We start from the raw sequence: 19087 nt of genomic DNA, 5'->3' as shown, positions 1-19087 counted from the left end.
AGGGTGTACCTGATGAGCAATGCCGCCTTAGCCGTTAAACCCGCTGTTCATGCCCTTGAGATCCACCCGGTGGCCGGCCGTATCGGCGCCGAGATCCGTGGCGTGCAACTGTCCGGCGACCTCGACGCCGCCACCGTGGAAGCCATCCAGCAGGCGCTGGTGCAGTACAAGGTGATCTTCTTCCGTGGCCAGACCCACCTCGACGACCAGAGCCAGGAAGCCTTCTCCCACCTGCTGGGCGAGCCGGTGGCCCACCCCACCGTGCCGGTGCGCGACGGCACCCGCTACCTGCTGGAACTGGACGGCGCCGAAGGCCAGCGGGCCAACTCCTGGCACACCGATGTGACCTTCGTCGACGCCTACCCCAAGGCCTCGATCCTGCGTTCGGTGGTGGCCCCGGCCGCAGGCGGCGACACGGTGTGGGCCAACACCGCCACCGCCTACAACGAACTCCCGGCGGAACTGCGCGAGCTGGCGGACAAACTCTGGGCGGTGCACAGCAACGAATACGACTACGCCGGGGCCAAGCCCGACGTCTCGGCGGAGAAGCTGGAGCGCTACCGCAAAATCTTCACCTCTACCGTATTCGAGACGGAACACCCGATCGTCCGCGTGCACCCCGAAAGCGGCGAAAAGAGCCTGGTGCTGGGGCACTTCGTCAAGCGCATCAAGGGCTATACCCAAGCCGATTCGGCGCACCTGTTCAACCTGCTGCAAAGCCACGTGACCCGCCTGGAAAACACTGTGCGCTGGCGCTGGAACGCCGGCGACGTGGCGATCTGGGACAACCGCTCGACCCAGCACTACGCCGTGGACGATTACGGCACCCAGGACCGCATCGTGCGCCGCGTGACCCTCAAGGGCGATGTCCCGGTGGGCGTCCATGGCCAGCGCAGCCAGACCCTCAAGGGGGCGTGACAGTTACCGGCCAGGCATCCGGTGGTCTGGTGGCGAGGGAGCTTGCTCCCGTTCGGTCGGCCAGCGCCCCGGGGGGCAGCCGCCATCAACCCTGCTACCCGGTGCTGCCTGAAGGGATTCGGTGCCGGTTTTGGGGCCGCTTCGCGGCCCAGCGGGAGCAAGCTCCCTCGCCACAGGTGGGGCATTGGGCGTCCGTTGATGTCGTGCCTGGCCCCGCCTGCCGAGTTACCACACGCCGATCTGCACCCGCTTTTCGCTTTCCGGTTCGCCGTAGCGAAAACGCTGGCCACGCAGATCGATCTCTTCATGGCTGATGGTGGTGCGGCGTTTCAGGCCGCGCAGCCATTCCAGCAAGTACCCCAGGTGTTCTTCACGCACCGCGACGTAGGCCGGGTCGGCCCCCAGGTCATGCAATTCCTGGGGGTCGTTGTGCAGGTCGAACAGCTGCGGGCGCAAGCCGTCATAGGCCAGGTACTTCCAGCGTTCGCTGCGCACCATGGTCATGCGACAGCGGTCGATGGGTTGGCCCAGGCGTTCCCGGGCCGGGGCCTGGAAGGCGTAGTCGTATTCGCTGATGGCGTAGCGGCGCCAGTCCGGTTCGGCGCCGTGCAGCAGCGGGATCAGCGAGCGGCCTTCCAGCCGGTGTTCGGCCCCCGGCAGGCCCAGGGCGTCGAGGAAGGTTGGCAGGGCGTCGATGGTTTCCACCAGGCGCTCATCCACCGTGCCACGGGTGATATCCGCCGCTGCCCGCGGGTCACGGACGATCAGTGGCACGCCCACCGCTGGTTCCAGCAGGAACTCCTTTTCCCCCAGGTAGTGGTCGCCGAGGAAGTCACCGTGGTCGCTGGTGAAGACGATCAGGGTGTCGTCCCAGCGGCCGTTGCTCTGCAGGAAATCGAACAGCCGGCCCAGTTGATCGTCCACCTGCTTGATCAGGCCCATGTAAGTGGGCACCACCTTCAGGCGCACTTCGTCCCGGGAAAAATTGAGGCTCTCTTCATGCTGGCGGAAGGCGGCGTAGACCGGGTGGTCGCTGAGCTGCCCAGGCGCGGCGCGCACCGCCGGGATGACCTGCTCGGGGCCATACAGGGCGTGGTACGGCGCAGGCGCGATGTAGGGCCAGTGCGGCTTGATGTAGGACAGGTGCAGGCACCAGGGCTGCTCGCCCTGTTCGCTGATGAAGTCGATGGCGCGGTCGGTGGTGTAGACGGTTTCCGAATGGGCTTCAGCGACCCGGGCCGGCAGGTGGGCGTTGCGCATTTTCCAGCCGCTGAGGATCTGCCCCTGCTCGCCGGCCCCGGCGTTGGCCCAGTCGTGCCAGGGGTTGAGCCCGTCGTAGCCGAGGTTGCGCAGGTAATGGGTGTAGGGCGCGGCATCGCGTTTGTCGTCGAAGATCGGGTCGTCGGGGTAGATGCCGTCGTGGCGCAAGTAGGGCTCGAAGCCGACCTCGTTGAGCGCCTCGGCCTGGGGGCTGTCGGGGTCGATGGCCAGGCGTTGCAGGGCGTCGAGGTTGGGCGTGGCGTGGGTCTTGCCCACCAGCGCGGTGCGGATGCCGTGGGGCCGCAGGTAGTCGCCCAGGGTCAACTCTTCCAGAGGCAGGGGCACGGCGTTCCAGGCCACCTGATGGCTGCTGACGTAGCGCCCGGTGTAGGCCGACATTCGCGATGGGCCGCAGATGGTGCCCTGGGTGTAGGCGCGGCTGAAGCGCACCCCGGCGGCGGCCAGGCGATCGATGTTCGGGGTGTGCAGGTGCGGGTGGCCGTAGCACGAGAGGTAATCCCGGCGCAGCTGGTCGCACATGATGTAGAGCACATTGCGCAGGGGGGTTGCGGAAGTGGGCATAGGGTTCACCGAAGACAGGACAGGCGAGGTTTTTCGCCTTCGGCGGGGCCTTCCGGCAAGCGCATTTGCCGAATAGTTTTGATGCATGGCTTGCATAACGGCAGGCATTGGCTCCGTAGGGGTACGAAAGCGTTTTAGCGGCAGGTGTGTGCTGGTTATCAGTGGAGCGTCTGTTAGCAGAGCAAGCTATTATCCCCCGTCATGTTTCTGTGTGATCTCAGCGTCATTCAAACCTTGATAACAAGATTTACCAAGGACGACTCCTGACAGTGTTAACGTCTGCCGGTGGCTATTTTTTCAAATCGCCGCCGCTCTTATTTCGAGGAAACCATGCTCAAACGACTCCACATCAAAAACTTCACAGTCTTTGAAGAGGCCGATCTGCAGTTCAGTAAACAGCTGAATGTGATCGTGGGGGAGAATGGCGCGGGAAAGACACATCTGTTGAAGCTGGCATACGCCGGGCTCGCGACCAGTTCCGAGGAGCGCAACCGGCCGAATGCGGCATCCGTGGAACCGACAAAATCTGTTTTGCAGTTGCGAATGGCCGACAAGCTGGTGGGGGTATTCCGTCCTGAGTCACTAGGAAGACTGGCCCGGCGCAAGCGAGGCCGCGAGCGCTGCGATGTGAAGTTTTTTTTCGATAAGAGTGAATACGACCTGGCTTTCAGTTTCGCCACTAACAGCAAGACCGAAGTCAGTGTCGAACATCTGCCCAAATGTTGGCTCAAGGCAACACCTACGTATTTACCGACTCGTGAGTTGCTGAGCATCTACCCAAACTTTCTCGCGGTTTATGAGAACCACTACCTGGAGTTTGAGGAGACCTGGCGCGACACCTGCAGATTGCTTGGTGGGTTATTGCGTAAGGGGCCGACCGAAGATCGTATTCGCGAGTTGCTCGGCCCTCTGGAAACCGCAATGCAGGGCAGTATTGAACTGGATAAGAACGGGCGTTTTTATTTACGTAACGCCAGCGGCAGAATGGAAATTCCACTGGTAGCCGAGGGCTTGCGAAAGTTGGGCATGCTGGCCCGTCTGATCAGCACAGGGGCCCTGCTGCATCAAGGCTATCTGTTCTGGGACGAACCGGAAGCGAACCTGAACCCGCGTTTGATCAAGCAAGTGGCCAAAACCATCGTTGACTTGAGCGCAAGTGGCATCCAGATCTTTATTGCCACCCACAGCCTGTTTTTACTGCGTGAGCTGGACATCCTGTTAAGTGAGAAGCCTCAGGAGGCGGCATTTTTTGGTCTTCACAGCAGTGACGGCGGGATTACCGTGCAACAAGGCGGGAGTTTGGAGGACATCGGCGATATCACCGCTCTTGAAGAAAGCCTGCAACAGTCCGACCGTTATCTGGCATTGGAGTGAAGGGCATGCCGGCGTTGAATGTTGATGGGTTGACCTTTACGTTTCCACTCCATTGGCAAGCCAGTAAGTTTGATGAATGGAGCTTTTATCGAAATCATTTCGTTAAGCAACGCTCGAACATTCAAGCTGTGGATATCCTGGCGCTGTCTCCGAGCCAGGTAGCCTTTCTTATCGAAGTCAAAGACTATCGTCACCCTCTGGCGCTCAAGCCATCAGCATTACCCGAGGCGATTGCCAACAAGGTATTTTGCACTTTGGCCGCTTTGCTACCGGCTCGACTGAATGGTAATACCCCAGCCAATGAACAAGCTTTGAGTCAGGACGTTCTCAACTGCCGGGAGTTGCACGTGGTGGTACACATCGAACAGCCTGCTGCTCATCAACCTAAAGTCGATCTGGCAGACATCAAGCAAGAACTCAAAAAGCTGTTACGCGCTATTGACCCTCACCTGAAAATTGTCAGCAAGCAAAAGCCGCAGGCAATGGCCTGGACTGTTACCTAGCGTTAATCAGAACCTTCGCGACAATCTCGCGGTGTTGGAATTCACTTCCACACCACCTTCAGCAGGTGTCTATCACTATGCATCTGTGATCCCCGAAGGCCGGTCTTGAGGCGGCTCAGACCGCCAGGTTGTCCAGGTTGCATACTTCCTCGTCCTGCTCATCGATACGCTTGATCTCTTCGATCATCGCCGCCGCCAGGGGTGACAGGCGGTAGCCGGCGCGGCTGACGATGCCGTAGCGGGTGTAGAGCTCTTCCAGGTCGTCGGCCAGGCCGTCGATCTTCAGGCACACCAGTTCGCCCTTGGCGTTGTGCAACGCGTCGCTGTAGGAGCCGACGATGCCGATGGCGTCCGAACGCAGTACCACCCCCAGCAGGCTGTAGCTGTTTTCGCATTCCACATTGGGCGTGAAGTCGGGCTTGCCGCAGAGGTCGACTATCACCTTGCGCAGGTTCGGCGGGCGGATGGTCACCGCCAGCGGGTAGCTCATCAGTTCGCTGGCGCTGACGCTGTCACGCTGGGCCAACGGGTGCCCGGCGCGGCAGCAGAAATGCCATTTGCGCGGGCGCAGGCGCTGGGTCAGGTAATCCGGGTCGGCCTCGAAGTGGCGGGTGTCGGCCACGAAGAATTCGAACTCTTCGCTGAGCAGGCGCTTGCTCAGGCTTTGCCAGTCATCCACCTGGAACTGCACCCGGGCCTTGGGGTAGCGCCCGATGAAGCTGCCGATGGCCCGGGGGATCAAGCCCGAGGCCGGCGCCGGGCCGCAGCCGAAACGCAATTCCCCCGCCTCCAGGCCATTGAACTGGCTGATCTCGTTGGCCATCTGCTGGGCCCCGCTGACCAGCCGGCGCGCATGTTCCAGCAGCAACTGGCCCTGCTTGGTCGGGGCCAGGTCCTTGCGCCCGCGATCCACCAACTGGCAGCCGACGCTGTGTTCCAGGGCCTGGATGCTGCGGCTGAAGGCCGATTGCGAGAGGTTCACCGCCGCTGCGGCCGCGACAAAGCTGCGCTGTTCGGCGAGGGCGATGAAGTGACGGAGCTGGCGCAGGTCGATATGCATTTTTCACATAAAAAATATCGGGGAAATGCATTGGCTATGCATTAGGTCGACTCCTTATAAAGGCAATCTCTTATGCAGTAAATCTTTGTAAAAACATAAATAAATAACTTTAAGGAATATACGAGGCTGTATATTTTCTGACCAGGAGCCGCCCATGAGCCCGTTGTCCCTCGCTTCACCCCTCTCGCCCCGGCGGCTCAAGCGCCTGCCCCTGGCGCTGTTGCTGGCCGGCAGCGCGAGCTGGACGCCGACCTGGGCCGAAGACGCCCCGGCGCCGCAAGCCGCGTCGACCAAGAGCAGCGCCAACAAGGCCAAGGCCGATGATGGCCAGTTGCAGACGGTGACCGTGACCGCCCGCCGTCGCGAGGAAAGCTCGCAGAACGTGCCCACGCCCATGAGCGTGGTCAGCGGCCAGGCCCTGGAGAGCCAGCGGGTGTACCGCATTCAGGATCTGCAGCAACTGGTGCCCAGCGTCAACGTCGCCTACATGCATGCGCGCCAGTCCAGCGTGTCGATCCGCGGCCTGGGCAACAACCCGGCCAGCGATGGCCTGGAAGGCAGCGTTGGGCTGTACATCGACAACGTCTACCTGGGAAGGCCGGGGATGGCGGTGTTCGATCTGATGGACATCGAGCAACTGGAAGTGCTGCGCGGCCCCCAGGGCACCCTGTTCGGCAAGAACACCACCGCCGGGGTGATCAACATCAGCACCCGGGCGCCGAGCTTCACCCCGGAACGCAGCATCGAAACCTCCCTCGGCGAGGACGGCTATTTCCAGACCAAGGGCACGATTTCCGGGCCGCTGACCGATGAGTTGGCCGGGCGTTTTTCTGCCTACCGCACCCGCAGCGACGGCGACATCAAGAACGAATTCGACGGCCATGACCTCAATGGCGGATCGCGCCAGGGCTTTCGCGGGCAACTGCTGTACAAGCCCAACGACAGCTTCAACCTGCGCTGGATCGGCGACTACAACGAAGAGGATTCCAGCGCCGGCACCCGGGTGTTGTACAGCACCGGGCCGACCATCAACGGCACCAACGTTTACGAGTCCCGCGCGGCGGCGGCCGGGGCGACCCTGGTCAACGGCTCGCACCGCAAGGTCAACCTGGACAACGACCAGCATGTCACGGTGTTCCAGGGCGGCACGTCCCTGGAGGCCAACTGGACCCTGCCCAGCGATTTCACCCTGACCTCGGTCAGCTCCTACCGCTGGTGGAACTTCACCCCGCGCAACGACGACGGCCTCAACGTGCCGGCCAGCTACAACGCCGGGGTGTCGGTGGAAGACAAGCAGTGGTCGCAGGAATTCCGCCTGGCTTCGCCCACTGGCGGCTTCTTCGACTACGTGCTGGGCGCCTACTACTTCGGCTCCGACCTGGACAACAAATCCTTCGCCTATTACGGGCCCAAGGCGGATATCTGGAACGGCACCCCGGCCGGGGCCCTGAGCAACGTCACCAGCATCGGCAACGGGCATATCCAGACCAACAGCTTCGCCCTGTTCGCCCAGGGCACCTGGCACCTGACCGAGCGCCTGGATTTCACCGCCGGGCTGCGCGGCACCTACGAGGAAAAAAGCGCCTGGGTCAGCCGCAACGCGCCGCTGGGTGGCGCAGCGGTGGCCGGTGCGGCCGCCAACGCCCGTCGCGGCCGTGCCGGAGCCTACGATTCCGGCGATCTCAACCAGTACAGCACCAGCCCTTCGGGCCTGCTCAACCTCAGCTACCGCTTCACCGATGACCTGCTGGGCTACGCCACCCTGTCCCACGGCGAGAAGTCCGGCGGGGTCAACCTGGCGGTGGGCTCGGCGCCGACCGCCGGGGCCGACTCGCTGCTGATCGGCACCGAGCGCGCCAACAACGCCGAGCTGGGGTTCAAGAGCACCCTCTGGGACCGCCGCCTGCAACTCAACGCCAACCTGTTCTGGACCCAGGTCAACGGCTACCAGACCAACGCCTACGACAATGCCAACCGCGTGCAGTACCTGACCAACGCCGGTTCGGTGCGCTCGCGCGGGGTGGAAGTGGAAAGCACCCTGGTGCCGATCCGCGGCCTGACCCTGAACCTCAACGGTTCCTACAACGACGTGCGCTACCTCTCCTACAAGGATGCGCCGTGCCCGCCGGAAGTCAGCCTGCGCCCGGGAGCACCGGCCTCTTGCGACCTCAGCGGGCACCAGGTGGTGGGCGCCTCGAAATGGATCGGCAACGCCAACGGCGAATACAAGTGGAACCTGGACAACGGCCTGGAAGAGTACGTCACCGCCAGCTACGCCTTCCGTTCCAAGGCCGTGGGCACCGTGGAAGATTCCGATTACGGGCAGATCCCCAGCTACGCCGTGGTCAACCTCTCCACCGGCCTGCGCGGCAACTACGAACAGGGCCAGTGGGACGTCTCGCTGTGGCTGAAGAACGCCTTCGACAAGACCTACTACACCACCCTCTGGACCGCCGGCAACGGCGGTTACGAAGGCCTGCTGGGCACCCCGCGAACCCTGGGCGTGACCGGACGCTACGACTTCTGAAACCCGGCTTCACGTATCTCGCGCCGGGTCTGCCGGCGCCCTTCGACCTGAACAGGAGTGCTCGTCATGCTGCGTGTCAAAAGCGTTTTGCCCTGGCTGATTTCCGCCACCTTGCTGGCCTCGGCGGTGCAGGCCGCGCCCAGCGTCTACCCCACCGGAGTGACCCGCTACGATCCGGCCAGGGCCTATAACCAGTACGTGATCTTCAGCGGCGCCGACAAACAGACGCACCTGATCGACATGAACGGCAACGAGGTGAAGAACTGGCCGCAAGCCGGTTTCCCCTCGGCGATCATCGAACCGCAACTGGTGAACGGCGAGCGCGGCCGGGTGCTGTTGCAGCTCAAGGACAAGGAGCCCGGCCCCCTGGGTTCGGCGGGCAACGGCCTGGGCAACCAGAGCGTCGGCGAGCTGGACTGGAACGGCAAACTGGTCTGGCAGTGGGGCGACCAGGCCCCGGGTGGCGCCGCCCAGCAGCACCACGACCAGCGCCGCCTGAGCAACGGCAACACCCTGGTGCTGGCCAACAAGGTGCACAAGGTGGCGGGGTTCAAGGTGCCCCAGGTGATCGACGATGCGATCTATGAAGTCAGCCCCGACGGCCAGGTCAAATGGCAGTGGCTGGCCTCCGAGCACCTCAAGGAGTTCGGCTTTACCCCGGCGCAATTGAAGCTGGTGTACGGCACCGACAACCCGGACTACCTGCACATCAACAACCTCAGCGTGGTGGGCCCCAACCAGTGGTTCGACGGCGGTGACAAACGCTTTGCCCCGGACAACCTGTTGATCGATTCACGCAACGCCAACTTCATCGCCATCCTCGACAAGCACAGCGGCAAGGTGGTCTGGCGCCTGGGGCCGAACCTGGCGCCGATCAACCCGAAGACTGCGGCCAAGCTGCCGCGCCCGGTGGACCAGTTCGTCGGCCAGCATGACGCCCACATCATTCCCGCCGGCTTGCCGGGGGCCGGGCATCTGCTGGTGTTCGACAACCAGGGCACGGCCGGCTACCCCTCGGTGCCTTTGGGGCTGATTGCCGGTTCCCGGGTGCTGGAGATCGACCCGATCAAGAACGAGATCGTCTGGCAGTACAGCGCCGCCAGTTCCCGGCAGCCGGGCTGGGCCTTCTACAGCTCGTTCATCAGCAGCGCACGGCGTTTGCCCAACGGCAACACGCTGATCGACGAGGGCATGAACGGGCGCTTCTTCCAGGTCACCGCCGGCGGCGAGATCGTCTGGGAATACGTCAGCCCCTACCTGGGCAAGGCCCCGGGCGGCGAGGCCATCAGCAACTGGGTGTACCGCGCCTTGCCGGTGAGTTACGACTGGGTGCCGCAAGGCACGCCGCGTTCGGAAACCGCGGTGAGCGTGCCGGAGTCGGGGTTGAAGCAGGCCAGTGCCGGCTCGGGGATCTGAGCTTCAGGCCGTGTTGCGGCTCCGGTTAGGTCGGGTTGGCGCCCCAGCGGGAGCAAGCTCCCTCGCCACACATGAGGTGCGGGAGTTGCTCTGGGCCGGGCCTCAGAAGTAGAAGAACAGGCCAGTGTCCCGCTCCAGAGCCAGTCGATTCAGGGCGATCAGCTTGTGGATAAGTCCGTCATGCGCGGGTGCGGCCCGGGTGAGGATCGACAGGGCTGTGGCCAGGGCGGCCTGGCCCTGGATCGAGGCGTCTTCGTAGTCGTCGATCAGGGTGCCCAGGGCACGGTTCAAGCTGGGCAGCAGGTCGCTGCCGGACAGGGCCGCCCACTGCTCCGGGGACAGGGCCAGTTCCTCCAGGTCGCCTGGCAGGCACTGGTCCAGATCCAGGCGCTGCATGGCGGCCTTGCTGGTGGGCACCACTATCCATTTCTGCGGTGCGCTCATGGCTGCCACCGTTCGACAAAGGCCTTGAAGTCGGGGGCTACCGGGTAGCGGCTGACACTGTCGGGATCGAAGACTTCCACCGCCACGCCCGGGCTGTTGAAGTCCAGGCAGATCAGCAGGCCACCGGCATCCCGGGCGATCGGCAGGCAGCCTGCGGCGAGCCCCGGCACGCGGCCAGGGCTGGCGTACCAGAGCAGGGTCCAGGGCTGGTTGCTCAGGCCGAACTCGAAGAACTCGCTGATGCAGGTGTAGTCGTTGCCATAGGGGAAGGTGCCGATCCCCGGGGTGGCGGCTTCGGCGTATTGCACCAGCTCCAGGTACAGCGCCGGGAACTCGACGCCGAGGCGTTGCTGCACCTGGGCGATCAGTTGTTCGTCCACCGCCGATCCGGGTTCTATTTCCCAGGCATTCCAGTCCATGGCCATGTTCGACCTGCGCCTTGTCGTTGAGGGGACGCCCGCGCGATGGAGGATCGGGCGGGCGGCGAGGGGCGATTGTAGGCGTGTCACCCGGTGCGCGGTAGGCGCTTATTTGCAGCTGTGGCCTTCAGGCAGGGTGACGCTGTATTTGCGTTGTACGCGGTTGCGAAAGTCCAGGTTGTCCAGGCTTTCCTGCACCAGGAAATCCTCGACCTTGGCGTCCTGGCAATCATCGTTGTAGGACGAGGCCCGCAGCAGGAACACCGTGCGCCGGCTCTGTTCGTCCTTGGCCTTGATGTTGAAGGTGCTGAGGGTGGTGTAGCCGGTGCGCTCCGAGGAACCCACCGGCCCCCAGGTGGTGGTCGGGGTGCTGTTGCACACCAGGTTCTTGTCCTTCTTGGTGCTCTGCTTGCACACCGTCTTGGTGCTGCTGGGCACCTGGCCGTAGTCGGTGGCGGTGTAGCGGTAGCTGACCTTTTCGCTGCCCACGTCGAGGGTGAAATTCATACGGAACGGCGGGTGGTTCTTGGGCAGCGCCGCATCGGTATAGACCTGCTTGAAGCCCATGCCGTGCAGGGCGGCGACCATGTCGCGCAGGTAGTAGCTGGCGTTCAGGCCGTGGGCATCGTTGGCACCGTTGACGGTCACCAGCACCGGGGCCTGGGGGTCGAAATAGTAGTCCGGAGCGGGGGTGGCGGCGATCGCCACTTCCAGTTTGTTGGCGCAGCCGGTCAAAAGCAGGACGAACAGAAACAGCGGGCAGAGCAGGTAGCGAGTCATGAATAAGCCAATGTGCAACGTGAGGAATGGATAAGGCTTTAACGATCGAGACTCGGTTCGAACAAACGCGGGGGGTTACGCAGGCTCGCTGGCCTGATACTCCAGCAGGTCGCCGGGTTGGCAGTCGAGTGCAGCGCAGAGTTTGTCCAGGGTCTCGATTTTCATCCCCTTGACCTTGCCATTTTTCAGCAACGACAGATTCGCCTCGGTAATGCCCAGGATGGCGGCCAGCTCTTTGGAGCGAATCTTGTTTTTAGCCATGACAACGTCAAGCCGAACGATAATGGTCATCTCATTGTTCTATATGTAGTGACTGTGCTCATCACTGAGGACTTTGGCGTCGCGCATGATAATGGAAAACGAGCAGAGCAAGATTCCTTTGACCACCTCATAGGCGGCGTAGGACGAGAAGCCCGCGGAAATCTGCAGGATGCGCTGGCCGGGCGGCAGGTCGATGGACAGGGCCAGGCCTTGCAGGGTTTCCATCATCGGGAACGTGGCCGGGGCGACGATCCACAGCATGCCCACGCGCCAGAGGATGCGGATGTTGCGATCGCTCCAGGTTTCGCCGCGCGACAGGCGCAGGAAGAACACACCGGTCAGGTACAGGGCGAAGCTCGACAGCAGCAGGGGCAGGAAGTCGAGGATCACCAGCAGGGTGAAGCTTGCGGACGACAGCTTGAAATCGGCTTCCAGTAGGCGGGGCGAGTGTTCGGCGAAGACGCTGAGCAGCGCGCCGAGCACCTGGTCCTTGTTGTAGATCCACATTCCGGCATTGCCACCGACCTCGACTACACCCATGACCCAGGCCAGGACCGCGGCCAGCAGGCCGACCCGTCGTAAGCGGTATTGGGCCGATCCGTTGATTTGGGAGTGCATGCGTTATTCCTTGCAAAACTTTGGGGGTGGCGAATTATTGATAAAAAATTATCGAATTACAATAATTTATTTCTCTGTGAATGCCTTGGGGCTATAGCCTGGAATGATGATGTGGCGAGGGAGCTTGCTCCCGCTCGGGCGCGTAGCGGCCGTAAAACCTGTGCTTGCGACAGTCAGGGAGTACATATCCACTATCGAAGCCTTTCACCCGCCGCCACGGAGTGTGAGCCCCCACAGCGTCCCTTTGATTTTTCGCCATGTTAGGTATACGTTACATTAAATCAATTTTGTTGCGTATACGGAACATGGACTACTTTCTGATCACCGTGCGCCTTGGCGAGCAGGTTCGCCAGCGCCGCCTGCATCGTGGCCTGACCCAAGCCAGCCTGGCCGCCTTGGCCGGCGTGACCCGGCAGAAGGTCATCGCCATCGAGCGGGGCGACTTGTCGGTGGGCATGGCGGCCTATGCGCGGGTGCTGGGAGCCCTGGACTGTGAATTCACCCTGGTGCCTGCCGCGATGCCCACATTGGACGAGATCCAGGGAGTGTTCGACTGATGGCCACGGTGCTGCAGGTAGCCACCCCGGCCGGTGAGAGCGGGAAAATCCACCGTGGTGCTGGCGATTATCTGTTTCGCTATCACGATGATGCTCGGGCACAGGTGGCAATCAGTCTGCTGATGCCCGTGCGGCTGGATGAATACCGTTATCGGGAGTTGCACCCGATCTTTCAGATGAACCTGCCCGAAGGCTATGTGCTGGAGCAACTGCGCAACCGTCTGGCCAAGGTGGTGAAGGTTGACCCGATGTTGCTGCTGGCGCTGTCCGGCAGCAGCGCGCCGATCGGGCGGGTCGCGGTGAGCTCGCCCGAAGTCGATGGGCTGTTGCAGCGACAGCAGTTTCCTGGGGAAAAACTGCAGGAAATCCTCGCGTGGGATGGCGCCGAGGACATTTTTGCCGACCTGGTGGACCGCTACATCCTGCGTGCCGGGATATCTGGCGTGCAGCCCAAGGTCATGGTGCCGGAGCGGCCTGATGCTGGGGCGCGGCGTTTTACCTCGAACACCTGCGAACTGATTATCAAGAGCGGCCGGGATGAGTTTCCGGGGTTGGCGATCAATGAATTCCTGTGCATGTCGGTGGCCAGGGAGGCGGGGATGGCGGTGCCCGAGTTCTATCTGTCCGATAACGCCAAACTGTTCGTCATGCGCCGCTTCGACCGGGACGAGCAGCTCGGTTGCCTGGGGTTTGAAGACATGGCGGCGTTGATGGGGCTGGGTGCGGAGCAGAAATACAGCAAGAGCTATTCGGCCATTGCCAAGGCCGTTCGCCTGTTCTGCCCGCCTGAGCAGGTGCCGGGTTCACTGGCGCAGTTGTTTGCCATGGTCAGCCTGAGTTGCATTGTGGGGAATGGCGATGCCCACCTGAAGAACTTCGGGCTGCTGTATTCCGACCCTGGCCAGCGCGATGCGCGGCTGGCGCCGGCCTACGACATTGTCAACACCACGGCGTATATCCCGCAGGACGTGCTGGCCCTGGATCTGCTGGGCAACAAGTCCCTGTTTGCCTCGCGGCAGGGGTTGCTGGAGTTCGCCAGGGTCTGTGATGTGGCTTGTCCGCAAGAGGTTATTCGCGGGCAGTTGGCAGCACTGGAGCGGGTGTTGAGCCGATCGGCCGAATGGGGCGAACGGGCACCGCATGTTGTTGCGGCGATCCGGCAATGTGCCGAGCCGTTTATGAAAACCTTTGGCTAGTGCCTTGGTTGCCGGGCCGTGCGTTGCGGCGGAGTGCCGTCTAGCCCGTCTGGGGCTTTCGGTAGCTTCTGCGAAGAGCCCATGCCGCGATTCTCTTGAGCCTTTGACGGTGGCGAGGGAGCTTGCTCCCGCTCGGGCGCGCAGCGGCCGTAAAACCTGAGGTTGTGGTGTTATGGGTGTACATATCCGTTGCTGCGGGTGTGGTGGCTGGCGGTTTCGCCCTTACGGCGAGTCACTTTGGGGCCCCAAAGTAACCAAAGGGCTTTGCCCCTCCACTCGGCGCCTCGCATAGCGAGGCGTGCCCTCTCTCCGGCATTGATCCGTGGGCCGCCGCCACAGGCCATCCATGGCCTGGGGCGGCTAACCCGGCGTCCTGCCGGGTTACCCACGGCTCAATGCCTGCGTTCGGCCATCGTGTCTAAGGGGGCGGGCAGATCAACAGACAGATCAAGATCAAAATCTGACGGCGGCCGGCCTGCCGGCCTGAAGACGGGGTGGGCGTACTCCCTGGAGCTGCGCAAGGCTGCGAACGGGGTGGGCGGCACTCCGACAGGGCGGACGGCCAGACATCCGCGATGTATCAGGTCAAACGTGGGCGCAGCCTGCGGCTGCTCCTACGAAAAGCCAGAGCCGGGTCAGTCGCGTATCGGTTCGAGCAAGGTGAATGTCAGATTTTTGATCCGCATATCGGCGCTGTAGCTGAAGCCGACCCGGGCCTTGGGATGGAGGCTGGTGGGTAAGCGGTAGCTCTCCCAGGCGTTGAGCATGCGTTGCCCATCCGCAGATGGCCTGCGTTCCTCCGATTGCAGGGGCGTGCCCAGCAGGGCACGAATTTCTGCGCGGGTCATGGTGCGTGAGAAGGGTGCCGGCAATTCACCGGTATAGAACCTGCGTCCCTCTTCAAGTGGCAGCACATCGATAATGACCTTCTCCAGCACCAGGCTGTCCTCACAGAAGTCCAGTACCAGGCCGGGCTTGACGAACACGGTCAGCCATTCGAATTCGTCGTAGAGCTTGCCCGTTGGGCGCTCGATGCTTTCGCCTTGGGCGACCAGCTCTTCGTAGGTGAGGCCCATGCCCTGTACCAGGCGGCTGATCGTTGCGGCGTCCATGGGTGCTTCGTGTCCTTGATTGAGTGCGTGCGGATTGTCGCGAAGGGATTCTACGTGGCGCCGGGGCTGATGGAAGGGAATGGCAATACTTCGGCGATTGTTCCGCCAGGACCTCCTGCCTATAGTCCGGCCTGTCACCGACGCATCGGTGACCGATCTTAGCCGGTCGAAAACAAACGAATGGACGCATTTCTGCCTCTATAATGCCCAGCGCTTATCGCTTGGCGTTTGTTATGGCGGCTGTGCGCGGGACACCTTCGGGTGTGCCGGGTTTCCATTGGTTTGCTCGGTCGGCTAACCCGCGTACAGCTGCCACCCCTCTTGTTTAGCCGCAACGGGTGACAGCTCCATAAACCGATGGAGATGTACCCATGTCCGAGTTCACCCCGCTACAAAGCAATCTCACCTCTACCCCGGTGCTCTACCTCAACCCTGCCGCCCCTCCGGCCGATCTCTATGGCTGCGCTGTGCAGCGGATCAAGGCCACTCGCGATCTGATGCACAGTCTCAACTGCCTGAGCATCAAGGGTGTTGCCGATCAAGACCTGAGCCATGTGGCCAATGCCGCCCATCTGCTGCTGCAGGACGGCTGCGATGTGCTGGATGCATTGCAGTGGCGGATCGAGGTCTGATCCGTACCTTGACGCTTGTCCGCCTGCGAGCCCTCGCAGGCGGCATCGATTGACGGTCGCGCTCAGGTCGCTGGCGCGACAGTGCCGATAGCGACCCTGGCCTGATAGCTGGCCGGGCTGAAGATCCGCGTCAACAGCAGCATCGCCAGCACGCCGACGATCAGCACCCACCAGGCGCTGGCAAAGCTGCCGGTGACTTGCCGCAGCCAGCCGCTCAGCCACGGTGAGACGGCGTTGAGCAGAAAGCCCACGCCCTGGACAAAGGCCGCCAGTTGCCCGGCTTCCCGAGGGTCGCGACGGTGATCCAGGGTGAGGATCAGGCTCAGGGCAAAGCACGCTCCCAGGCCGAAGCCGATCAGCGCCACCCACAGGTGCGGGCTCTGCAAGGGCCACAGCACCAGCCCGAGAAACCCCACGGCCTGGGCCGCGAGGCTGATGCCCAGCAGTGGGCGGCGGTCGCTGCTGCGCTGGGCCAGGGCCGGCATCAGCAGGGCGGCGGTGACTTGGAAAATCGTCATGAAGGCCAGCAGCGAGCCGCTCTGGGTAGCACTCCAACCCAACTGCAGGTAGTAGGCCGGCAGCCACGCCACCATGCTCATGTAGCCGCAGTTCACCAAGCCGAAATACAGCGCCAGCAGCCAGGCGCGGCGGTTGCTCCAGAGCCCGGCCATGGGCGCCGGGCTGCCGTTGCGGCGGCCGGCGCCCAGGGGCAGGCAGGCCCAGAGCAGCAGGGCGACCATGGCCGGCAGCACCCAGATGCCGAGCCCCACTTGCCAGTGGGCGAAGTGGCTGGCCACTTGCGGGCTGAGCAGCGCGGCGATGCCGCCACCGCCCATCAGCGAGGCCGAGTAGACGCCCATGGCCAGGGCCACGCGCTGTTGGAACTGGCGCTTGATCAGCGCCGGCACCAGGGCCTGGATCAAGGCCACGCCGGCGCCGCCGAGCAGGGCGCTGGCGAGCAAGGCCGTGGCCTGGCCGAAGAACAGCCGCACCAGGCAGGCCAGCAGTACCAGCAGCAAACCCAGGGACACGCCGCGGCGTTCGCCGAGTCGGGCTTCGATCCGCACACCGAGCAAGGCCACCAGGCCCATGCAGATCACCGGCAGGCTGGTGAGCCAGGCGCTGCTCTGGAAGCTCATGCCGGTGGCGCCACGGATCTCGTTGAGCAGCGGGCTGACCGAGCTGAGGATCGGTCGCAGGTTCAGGCCCAGGCACACCAGCAGCGCCCAGCCGGCCCAGCGCCGGAAGGTGGATTCAGTTCGCGGCATGGCGCTGCTGCCAATCCTGGTACAGGGCGATCATCGCCGCCTGGGGCAAGTGCAGCAGCGGCAGGCGCTGGGCTTCCAGGGGCTTGCCCAGTTGCTGGTAAATGGCCGCGGTGGACAGGCCGAACGGTTGCGCCTGTTCATTGCTGGCGGCGAACACCGCGCGGGACACGCCGCACAGGTACATGGCGGCCAGGCACATGGGGCAGGGCTGGCCGCTGGCGTAGATCACGCAGTCGTCCAGGCGCGGGCCCAGTTGCCGGCTGGCGGCGCGGATGGCGAGCATTTCGGCGTGGGCGGTGGGGTCCTGGCTGAGGTGGATTTCATTCACCGCTTCGGCCAGCACCCGGCCGTTGCGCACCAGCAGTGCGCCGAACGGGCGGCCGCCCTGCTGGACATTGTGCCGGGCCAGTTCAACGGCCCGTTGCAGGTAGTGTTGATCGTCGTGCATGCAAGGTTCCTAAAAAGGGGGGCTTCAGGCGGCGCCGGCCTCGCGCAGCAGCTTGGCGATGGCGCGCTGGCCACGGCGCTCGGCCTGTTGCAGCGGGCTGAGGCCGGCGCGGTCCGGCAGGTTCAGGTCGGCGCCGGCGGCAATCAGCTGGGCGACGATCTGCTGGTGCGCCGGACCGCCATCGGACAGCACGATGGCTTCCATCAGGCAGGTCCAGCCCAGGTGGTTGACGTGGTCCAGTTCGACGCCGGCTGCGATCAGCAGGCGCACGGTTTCCACATGCCCGCGTTCGCAGGCCGGGATCAGCGCGGTGCCGCCGTAGCGGTTGGTGCTCTTGAGGTCGGCGCCGTGGGCCAGGGTCAGCTTGAGGATTTCGTTGTGGCCGCTGGCACCGGCCAGCAGGTAGGGGCTGTCCTGGATCAGGTTCTTGCGGTTGACGTCGGCCCCGGCTTCGATCAACGCCCGGGCGATGTCGATGCGGTTGTCGCGGGTGGCCAGCAGCAGCGGGCTGCTGCCGTCCAGGCCCCGGCCATCGAGTGGCGCGCCCTGTTCAAGCAACCGTTGCACCTGTTGCAGCTGACCTTGGCGCACCGCCTCCAGCAACGAGCCATCGCTGGCCATGATCACCCCCGCCGTGAGCAGACCGGCGGCGATCAGGCCGCGTTTCAGAAAGCGCTTGAGTTGCATCAGAACCTCCCGTTCCTGCCAATGAAAGGGGAGTATGGTGACGGTCCTGGGTATTCTGAAATTAAATATAATCATGCCAATCAGTGGCATTGAAGATGGTAGATCAGCATGCTGGATCCTGTGTTGCTTCGTAGTTTTGTCGCGGTGGCCGACAGTCAGAACTTCACCCGCGCCGCCGAGCGCCTGCACCTCACTCAGTCCACGGTGAGCCAGCAGGTGCGGCGCCTGGAAGAGAGCCTGGGGTGCCAGTTGCTCGACCGCGACCAGCGCCGGGTGGTGGCCACGGTGGAGGGCGAGCGCCTGTTGGCTTATGCCCGGCGCATCCTGGCGCTGCATGAAGAGGCCTGCGATGTGCTGGTCAACCAGCGCGGCGAAGAGGTGCTGCGCCTGGGGGTGCCGGAAGATTTCGCCGCCGAGCGCCTGATGCCTTTGCTTTCGCGCTTTGGCCTGGACCACCCGGCGGTGCGCCTGGAGGTCAGCAGTGGCCTGGGCCCGGAGCTGCTGCGCCAGTACCGGCGCGGTGAATTCGACCTGCTGCTGGTCAAGCAGATGGGCTACAGCGACGACTGCGTGGAGTCCTGGCCCGAGCCTTTGTGCTGGGTCGACAGCCTGCGCCAGCCGGCCTTTGGCCGCGATCCGCTGCCGTTGGTGGCGTTCCCCGTGGGCGGGTTGTACCGCCAGGAAATGCTCCACCACCTGGAAGTCGGCGGCTGGCCGTGGCGCATTGCCTATTCCAGCGCCAGCCTGGCCAGCGTCTGTTCGGCGGTGGCGGCGGGCCTGGGCATCAGCCTGTTGCCGGTGCGGGTGCTGGGCAAGGGGCATCGGATGCTCGGTGCCGACAGCGGCTTGCCGGATATCCAGGGCGTGCGCCTGGCGCTGTACGCCGGCAGTGGCTTGAGCCAGGCCGGCAAGGCGTTGCAAGAGCAGTTGAGGGCAGTGGCAAGCGTCAAGTTGTAAGTTGGTAAGTTATAAGTAGTTGCTGTCTGGTCATAAGTTATAGAAGGGTGGTTGGAGGCTATAGCTAT

20 protein-coding genes are annotated in these 19087 nt (G+C 63.3%); 9 read left to right on the top strand and 11 right to left on the bottom strand.

What is annotated here, in order from left to right; translation table 11 throughout:
- The first annotated feature begins 12 nt into the window (after positions 1–12).
- Positions 13–918, top strand: a complete 906-nt coding sequence (locus LXM55_RS19745) for a TauD/TfdA dioxygenase family protein (RefSeq protein ID WP_233321928.1) — start codon at positions 13–15, stop codon at positions 916–918.
- Positions 919–1143: 225 nt separating this feature from the next.
- Here LXM55_RS19745 and LXM55_RS19740 read toward each other — a convergent pair whose 3' ends face one another.
- Positions 1144–2760, bottom strand: a complete 1617-nt coding sequence (locus LXM55_RS19740; RefSeq protein WP_233321927.1) for an alkaline phosphatase family protein — start codon at positions 2758–2760, stop codon at positions 1144–1146.
- A 330-nt stretch (positions 2761–3090) separates the two neighbouring features.
- On the opposite strand from LXM55_RS19740, the gene LXM55_RS19735 reads away from it, so the two are divergent.
- A complete protein-coding gene (locus tag LXM55_RS19735; protein ID WP_233321926.1) occupies positions 3091–4134 on the top strand; it encodes an AAA family ATPase in 1044 nt (347 codons plus the stop codon).
- A gap of 5 nt (positions 4135–4139) precedes the next feature.
- Positions 4140–4637: a hypothetical protein gene (locus tag LXM55_RS19730; protein WP_233321925.1), complete on the top strand. Its 498-nt coding sequence runs from the start codon at positions 4140–4142 to the stop codon at positions 4635–4637.
- 115 nt (positions 4638–4752) lie between these two features.
- Here LXM55_RS19730 and LXM55_RS19725 read toward each other — a convergent pair whose 3' ends face one another.
- Positions 4753–5697 (bottom strand): LysR family transcriptional regulator, encoded by a 945-nt coding sequence (locus LXM55_RS19725; RefSeq protein WP_233321924.1) that lies wholly within the window; start codon positions 5695–5697, stop codon positions 4753–4755.
- Positions 5698–5851: 154 nt separating this feature from the next.
- On the opposite strand from LXM55_RS19725, the gene LXM55_RS19720 reads away from it, so the two are divergent.
- Together LXM55_RS19720 and LXM55_RS19715 are read left to right on the top strand one after the other, a co-directional pair.
- A complete protein-coding gene (locus LXM55_RS19720; RefSeq protein WP_233321923.1) occupies positions 5852–8224 on the top strand; it encodes a TonB-dependent receptor in 2373 nt (790 codons plus the stop codon).
- A gap of 66 nt (positions 8225–8290) precedes the next feature.
- Entirely contained in the window at positions 8291–9640 is a 1350-nt protein-coding gene (locus LXM55_RS19715) for an aryl-sulfate sulfotransferase (protein ID WP_233321922.1), read from the top strand.
- A 102-nt stretch (positions 9641–9742) separates the two neighbouring features.
- On the opposite strand, the gene LXM55_RS19710 is transcribed toward LXM55_RS19715, so the two are convergent.
- The 5 genes from LXM55_RS19710 to LXM55_RS19690 form a co-directional block, all read right to left on the bottom strand.
- Positions 9743–10084, bottom strand: a complete 342-nt coding sequence (locus LXM55_RS19710) for a hypothetical protein (protein WP_233321921.1) — start codon at positions 10082–10084, stop codon at positions 9743–9745.
- Positions 10081–10509: an SMI1/KNR4 family protein gene (locus LXM55_RS19705; RefSeq protein ID WP_233321920.1), complete on the bottom strand. Its 429-nt coding sequence runs from the start codon at positions 10507–10509 to the stop codon at positions 10081–10083. The genes LXM55_RS19710 and LXM55_RS19705 overlap by 4 nt, the downstream gene beginning before the upstream one ends.
- A 102-nt stretch (positions 10510–10611) precedes the next feature.
- Positions 10612–11283: a hypothetical protein gene (locus LXM55_RS19700; RefSeq protein ID WP_233321919.1), complete on the bottom strand. Its 672-nt coding sequence runs from the start codon at positions 11281–11283 to the stop codon at positions 10612–10614.
- 75 nt (positions 11284–11358) lie between these two features.
- Complete coding sequence (locus LXM55_RS19695; protein WP_016963103.1) at positions 11359–11574, bottom strand: helix-turn-helix domain-containing protein; 216 nt, start codon at positions 11572–11574, stop codon at positions 11359–11361.
- A 9-nt stretch (positions 11575–11583) separates the two neighbouring features.
- Complete coding sequence (locus LXM55_RS19690) at positions 11584–12162, bottom strand: hypothetical protein (RefSeq protein ID WP_233321918.1); 579 nt, start codon at positions 12160–12162, stop codon at positions 11584–11586.
- Positions 12163–12467: 305 nt separating this feature from the next.
- On the opposite strand from LXM55_RS19690, the gene LXM55_RS19685 reads away from it, so the two are divergent.
- Together LXM55_RS19685 and LXM55_RS19680 are read left to right on the top strand one after the other, a co-directional pair.
- Positions 12468–12719 (top strand): helix-turn-helix transcriptional regulator, encoded by a 252-nt coding sequence (locus LXM55_RS19685; protein WP_233321917.1) that lies wholly within the window; start codon positions 12468–12470, stop codon positions 12717–12719.
- Entirely contained in the window at positions 12719–13915 is a 1197-nt protein-coding gene (locus LXM55_RS19680) for a type II toxin-antitoxin system HipA family toxin (protein WP_233321916.1), read from the top strand. Before LXM55_RS19685 ends, LXM55_RS19680 begins: the two co-directional genes overlap by 1 nt.
- A gap of 635 nt (positions 13916–14550) precedes the next feature.
- Here the strand turns inward: LXM55_RS19680 and LXM55_RS19675 are convergent.
- Positions 14551–15027, bottom strand: coding sequence for a DUF6392 family protein (locus LXM55_RS19675; protein ID WP_233321915.1), 477 nt, complete (start codon positions 15025–15027; stop codon positions 14551–14553).
- Between the two features lie 371 nt (positions 15028–15398).
- Between LXM55_RS19675 and LXM55_RS19670 the strand changes: the two genes are divergently transcribed.
- Complete coding sequence (locus LXM55_RS19670) at positions 15399–15659, top strand: hypothetical protein (protein ID WP_233321914.1); 261 nt, start codon at positions 15399–15401, stop codon at positions 15657–15659.
- A 62-nt stretch (positions 15660–15721) separates the two neighbouring features.
- Here LXM55_RS19670 and LXM55_RS19665 read toward each other — a convergent pair whose 3' ends face one another.
- Genes LXM55_RS19665 through LXM55_RS19655 form a run of 3 tightly spaced genes read right to left on the bottom strand, consistent with a single transcriptional unit; the run spans position 15722 to position 18062 of the window.
- Positions 15722–16927 carry a CynX/NimT family MFS transporter gene (locus LXM55_RS19665; protein ID WP_233321913.1) on the bottom strand — a complete coding sequence of 402 codons (1206 nt, stop codon included), beginning with the start codon at positions 16925–16927 and terminating at the stop codon, positions 15722–15724.
- On the bottom strand, positions 16914–17375 hold the full coding sequence (locus LXM55_RS19660; protein WP_233321912.1) for a nucleoside deaminase: 462 nt from the start codon (positions 17373–17375) through the stop codon (positions 16914–16916). The genes LXM55_RS19665 and LXM55_RS19660 overlap by 14 nt, the downstream gene beginning before the upstream one ends.
- A 24-nt stretch (positions 17376–17399) precedes the next feature.
- Positions 17400–18062 (bottom strand): ankyrin repeat domain-containing protein, encoded by a 663-nt coding sequence (locus LXM55_RS19655; protein ID WP_233321911.1) that lies wholly within the window; start codon positions 18060–18062, stop codon positions 17400–17402.
- 108 nt (positions 18063–18170) lie between these two features.
- Between LXM55_RS19655 and LXM55_RS19650 the strand changes: the two genes are divergently transcribed.
- Entirely contained in the window at positions 18171–19019 is an 849-nt protein-coding gene (locus LXM55_RS19650) for a LysR substrate-binding domain-containing protein (RefSeq protein WP_233321910.1), read from the top strand.
- Positions 19020–19087 lie beyond the last annotated feature (68 nt).

This window comes from Pseudomonas sp. Au-Pse12, from assembly GCF_021341665.1.
GTDB lineage: Bacteria > Pseudomonadota > Gammaproteobacteria > Pseudomonadales > Pseudomonadaceae > Aquipseudomonas.
The sequence above is the reverse complement of the archived record's forward strand: the minus strand, read 5'-3'. Positions and strand labels throughout refer to the sequence as shown.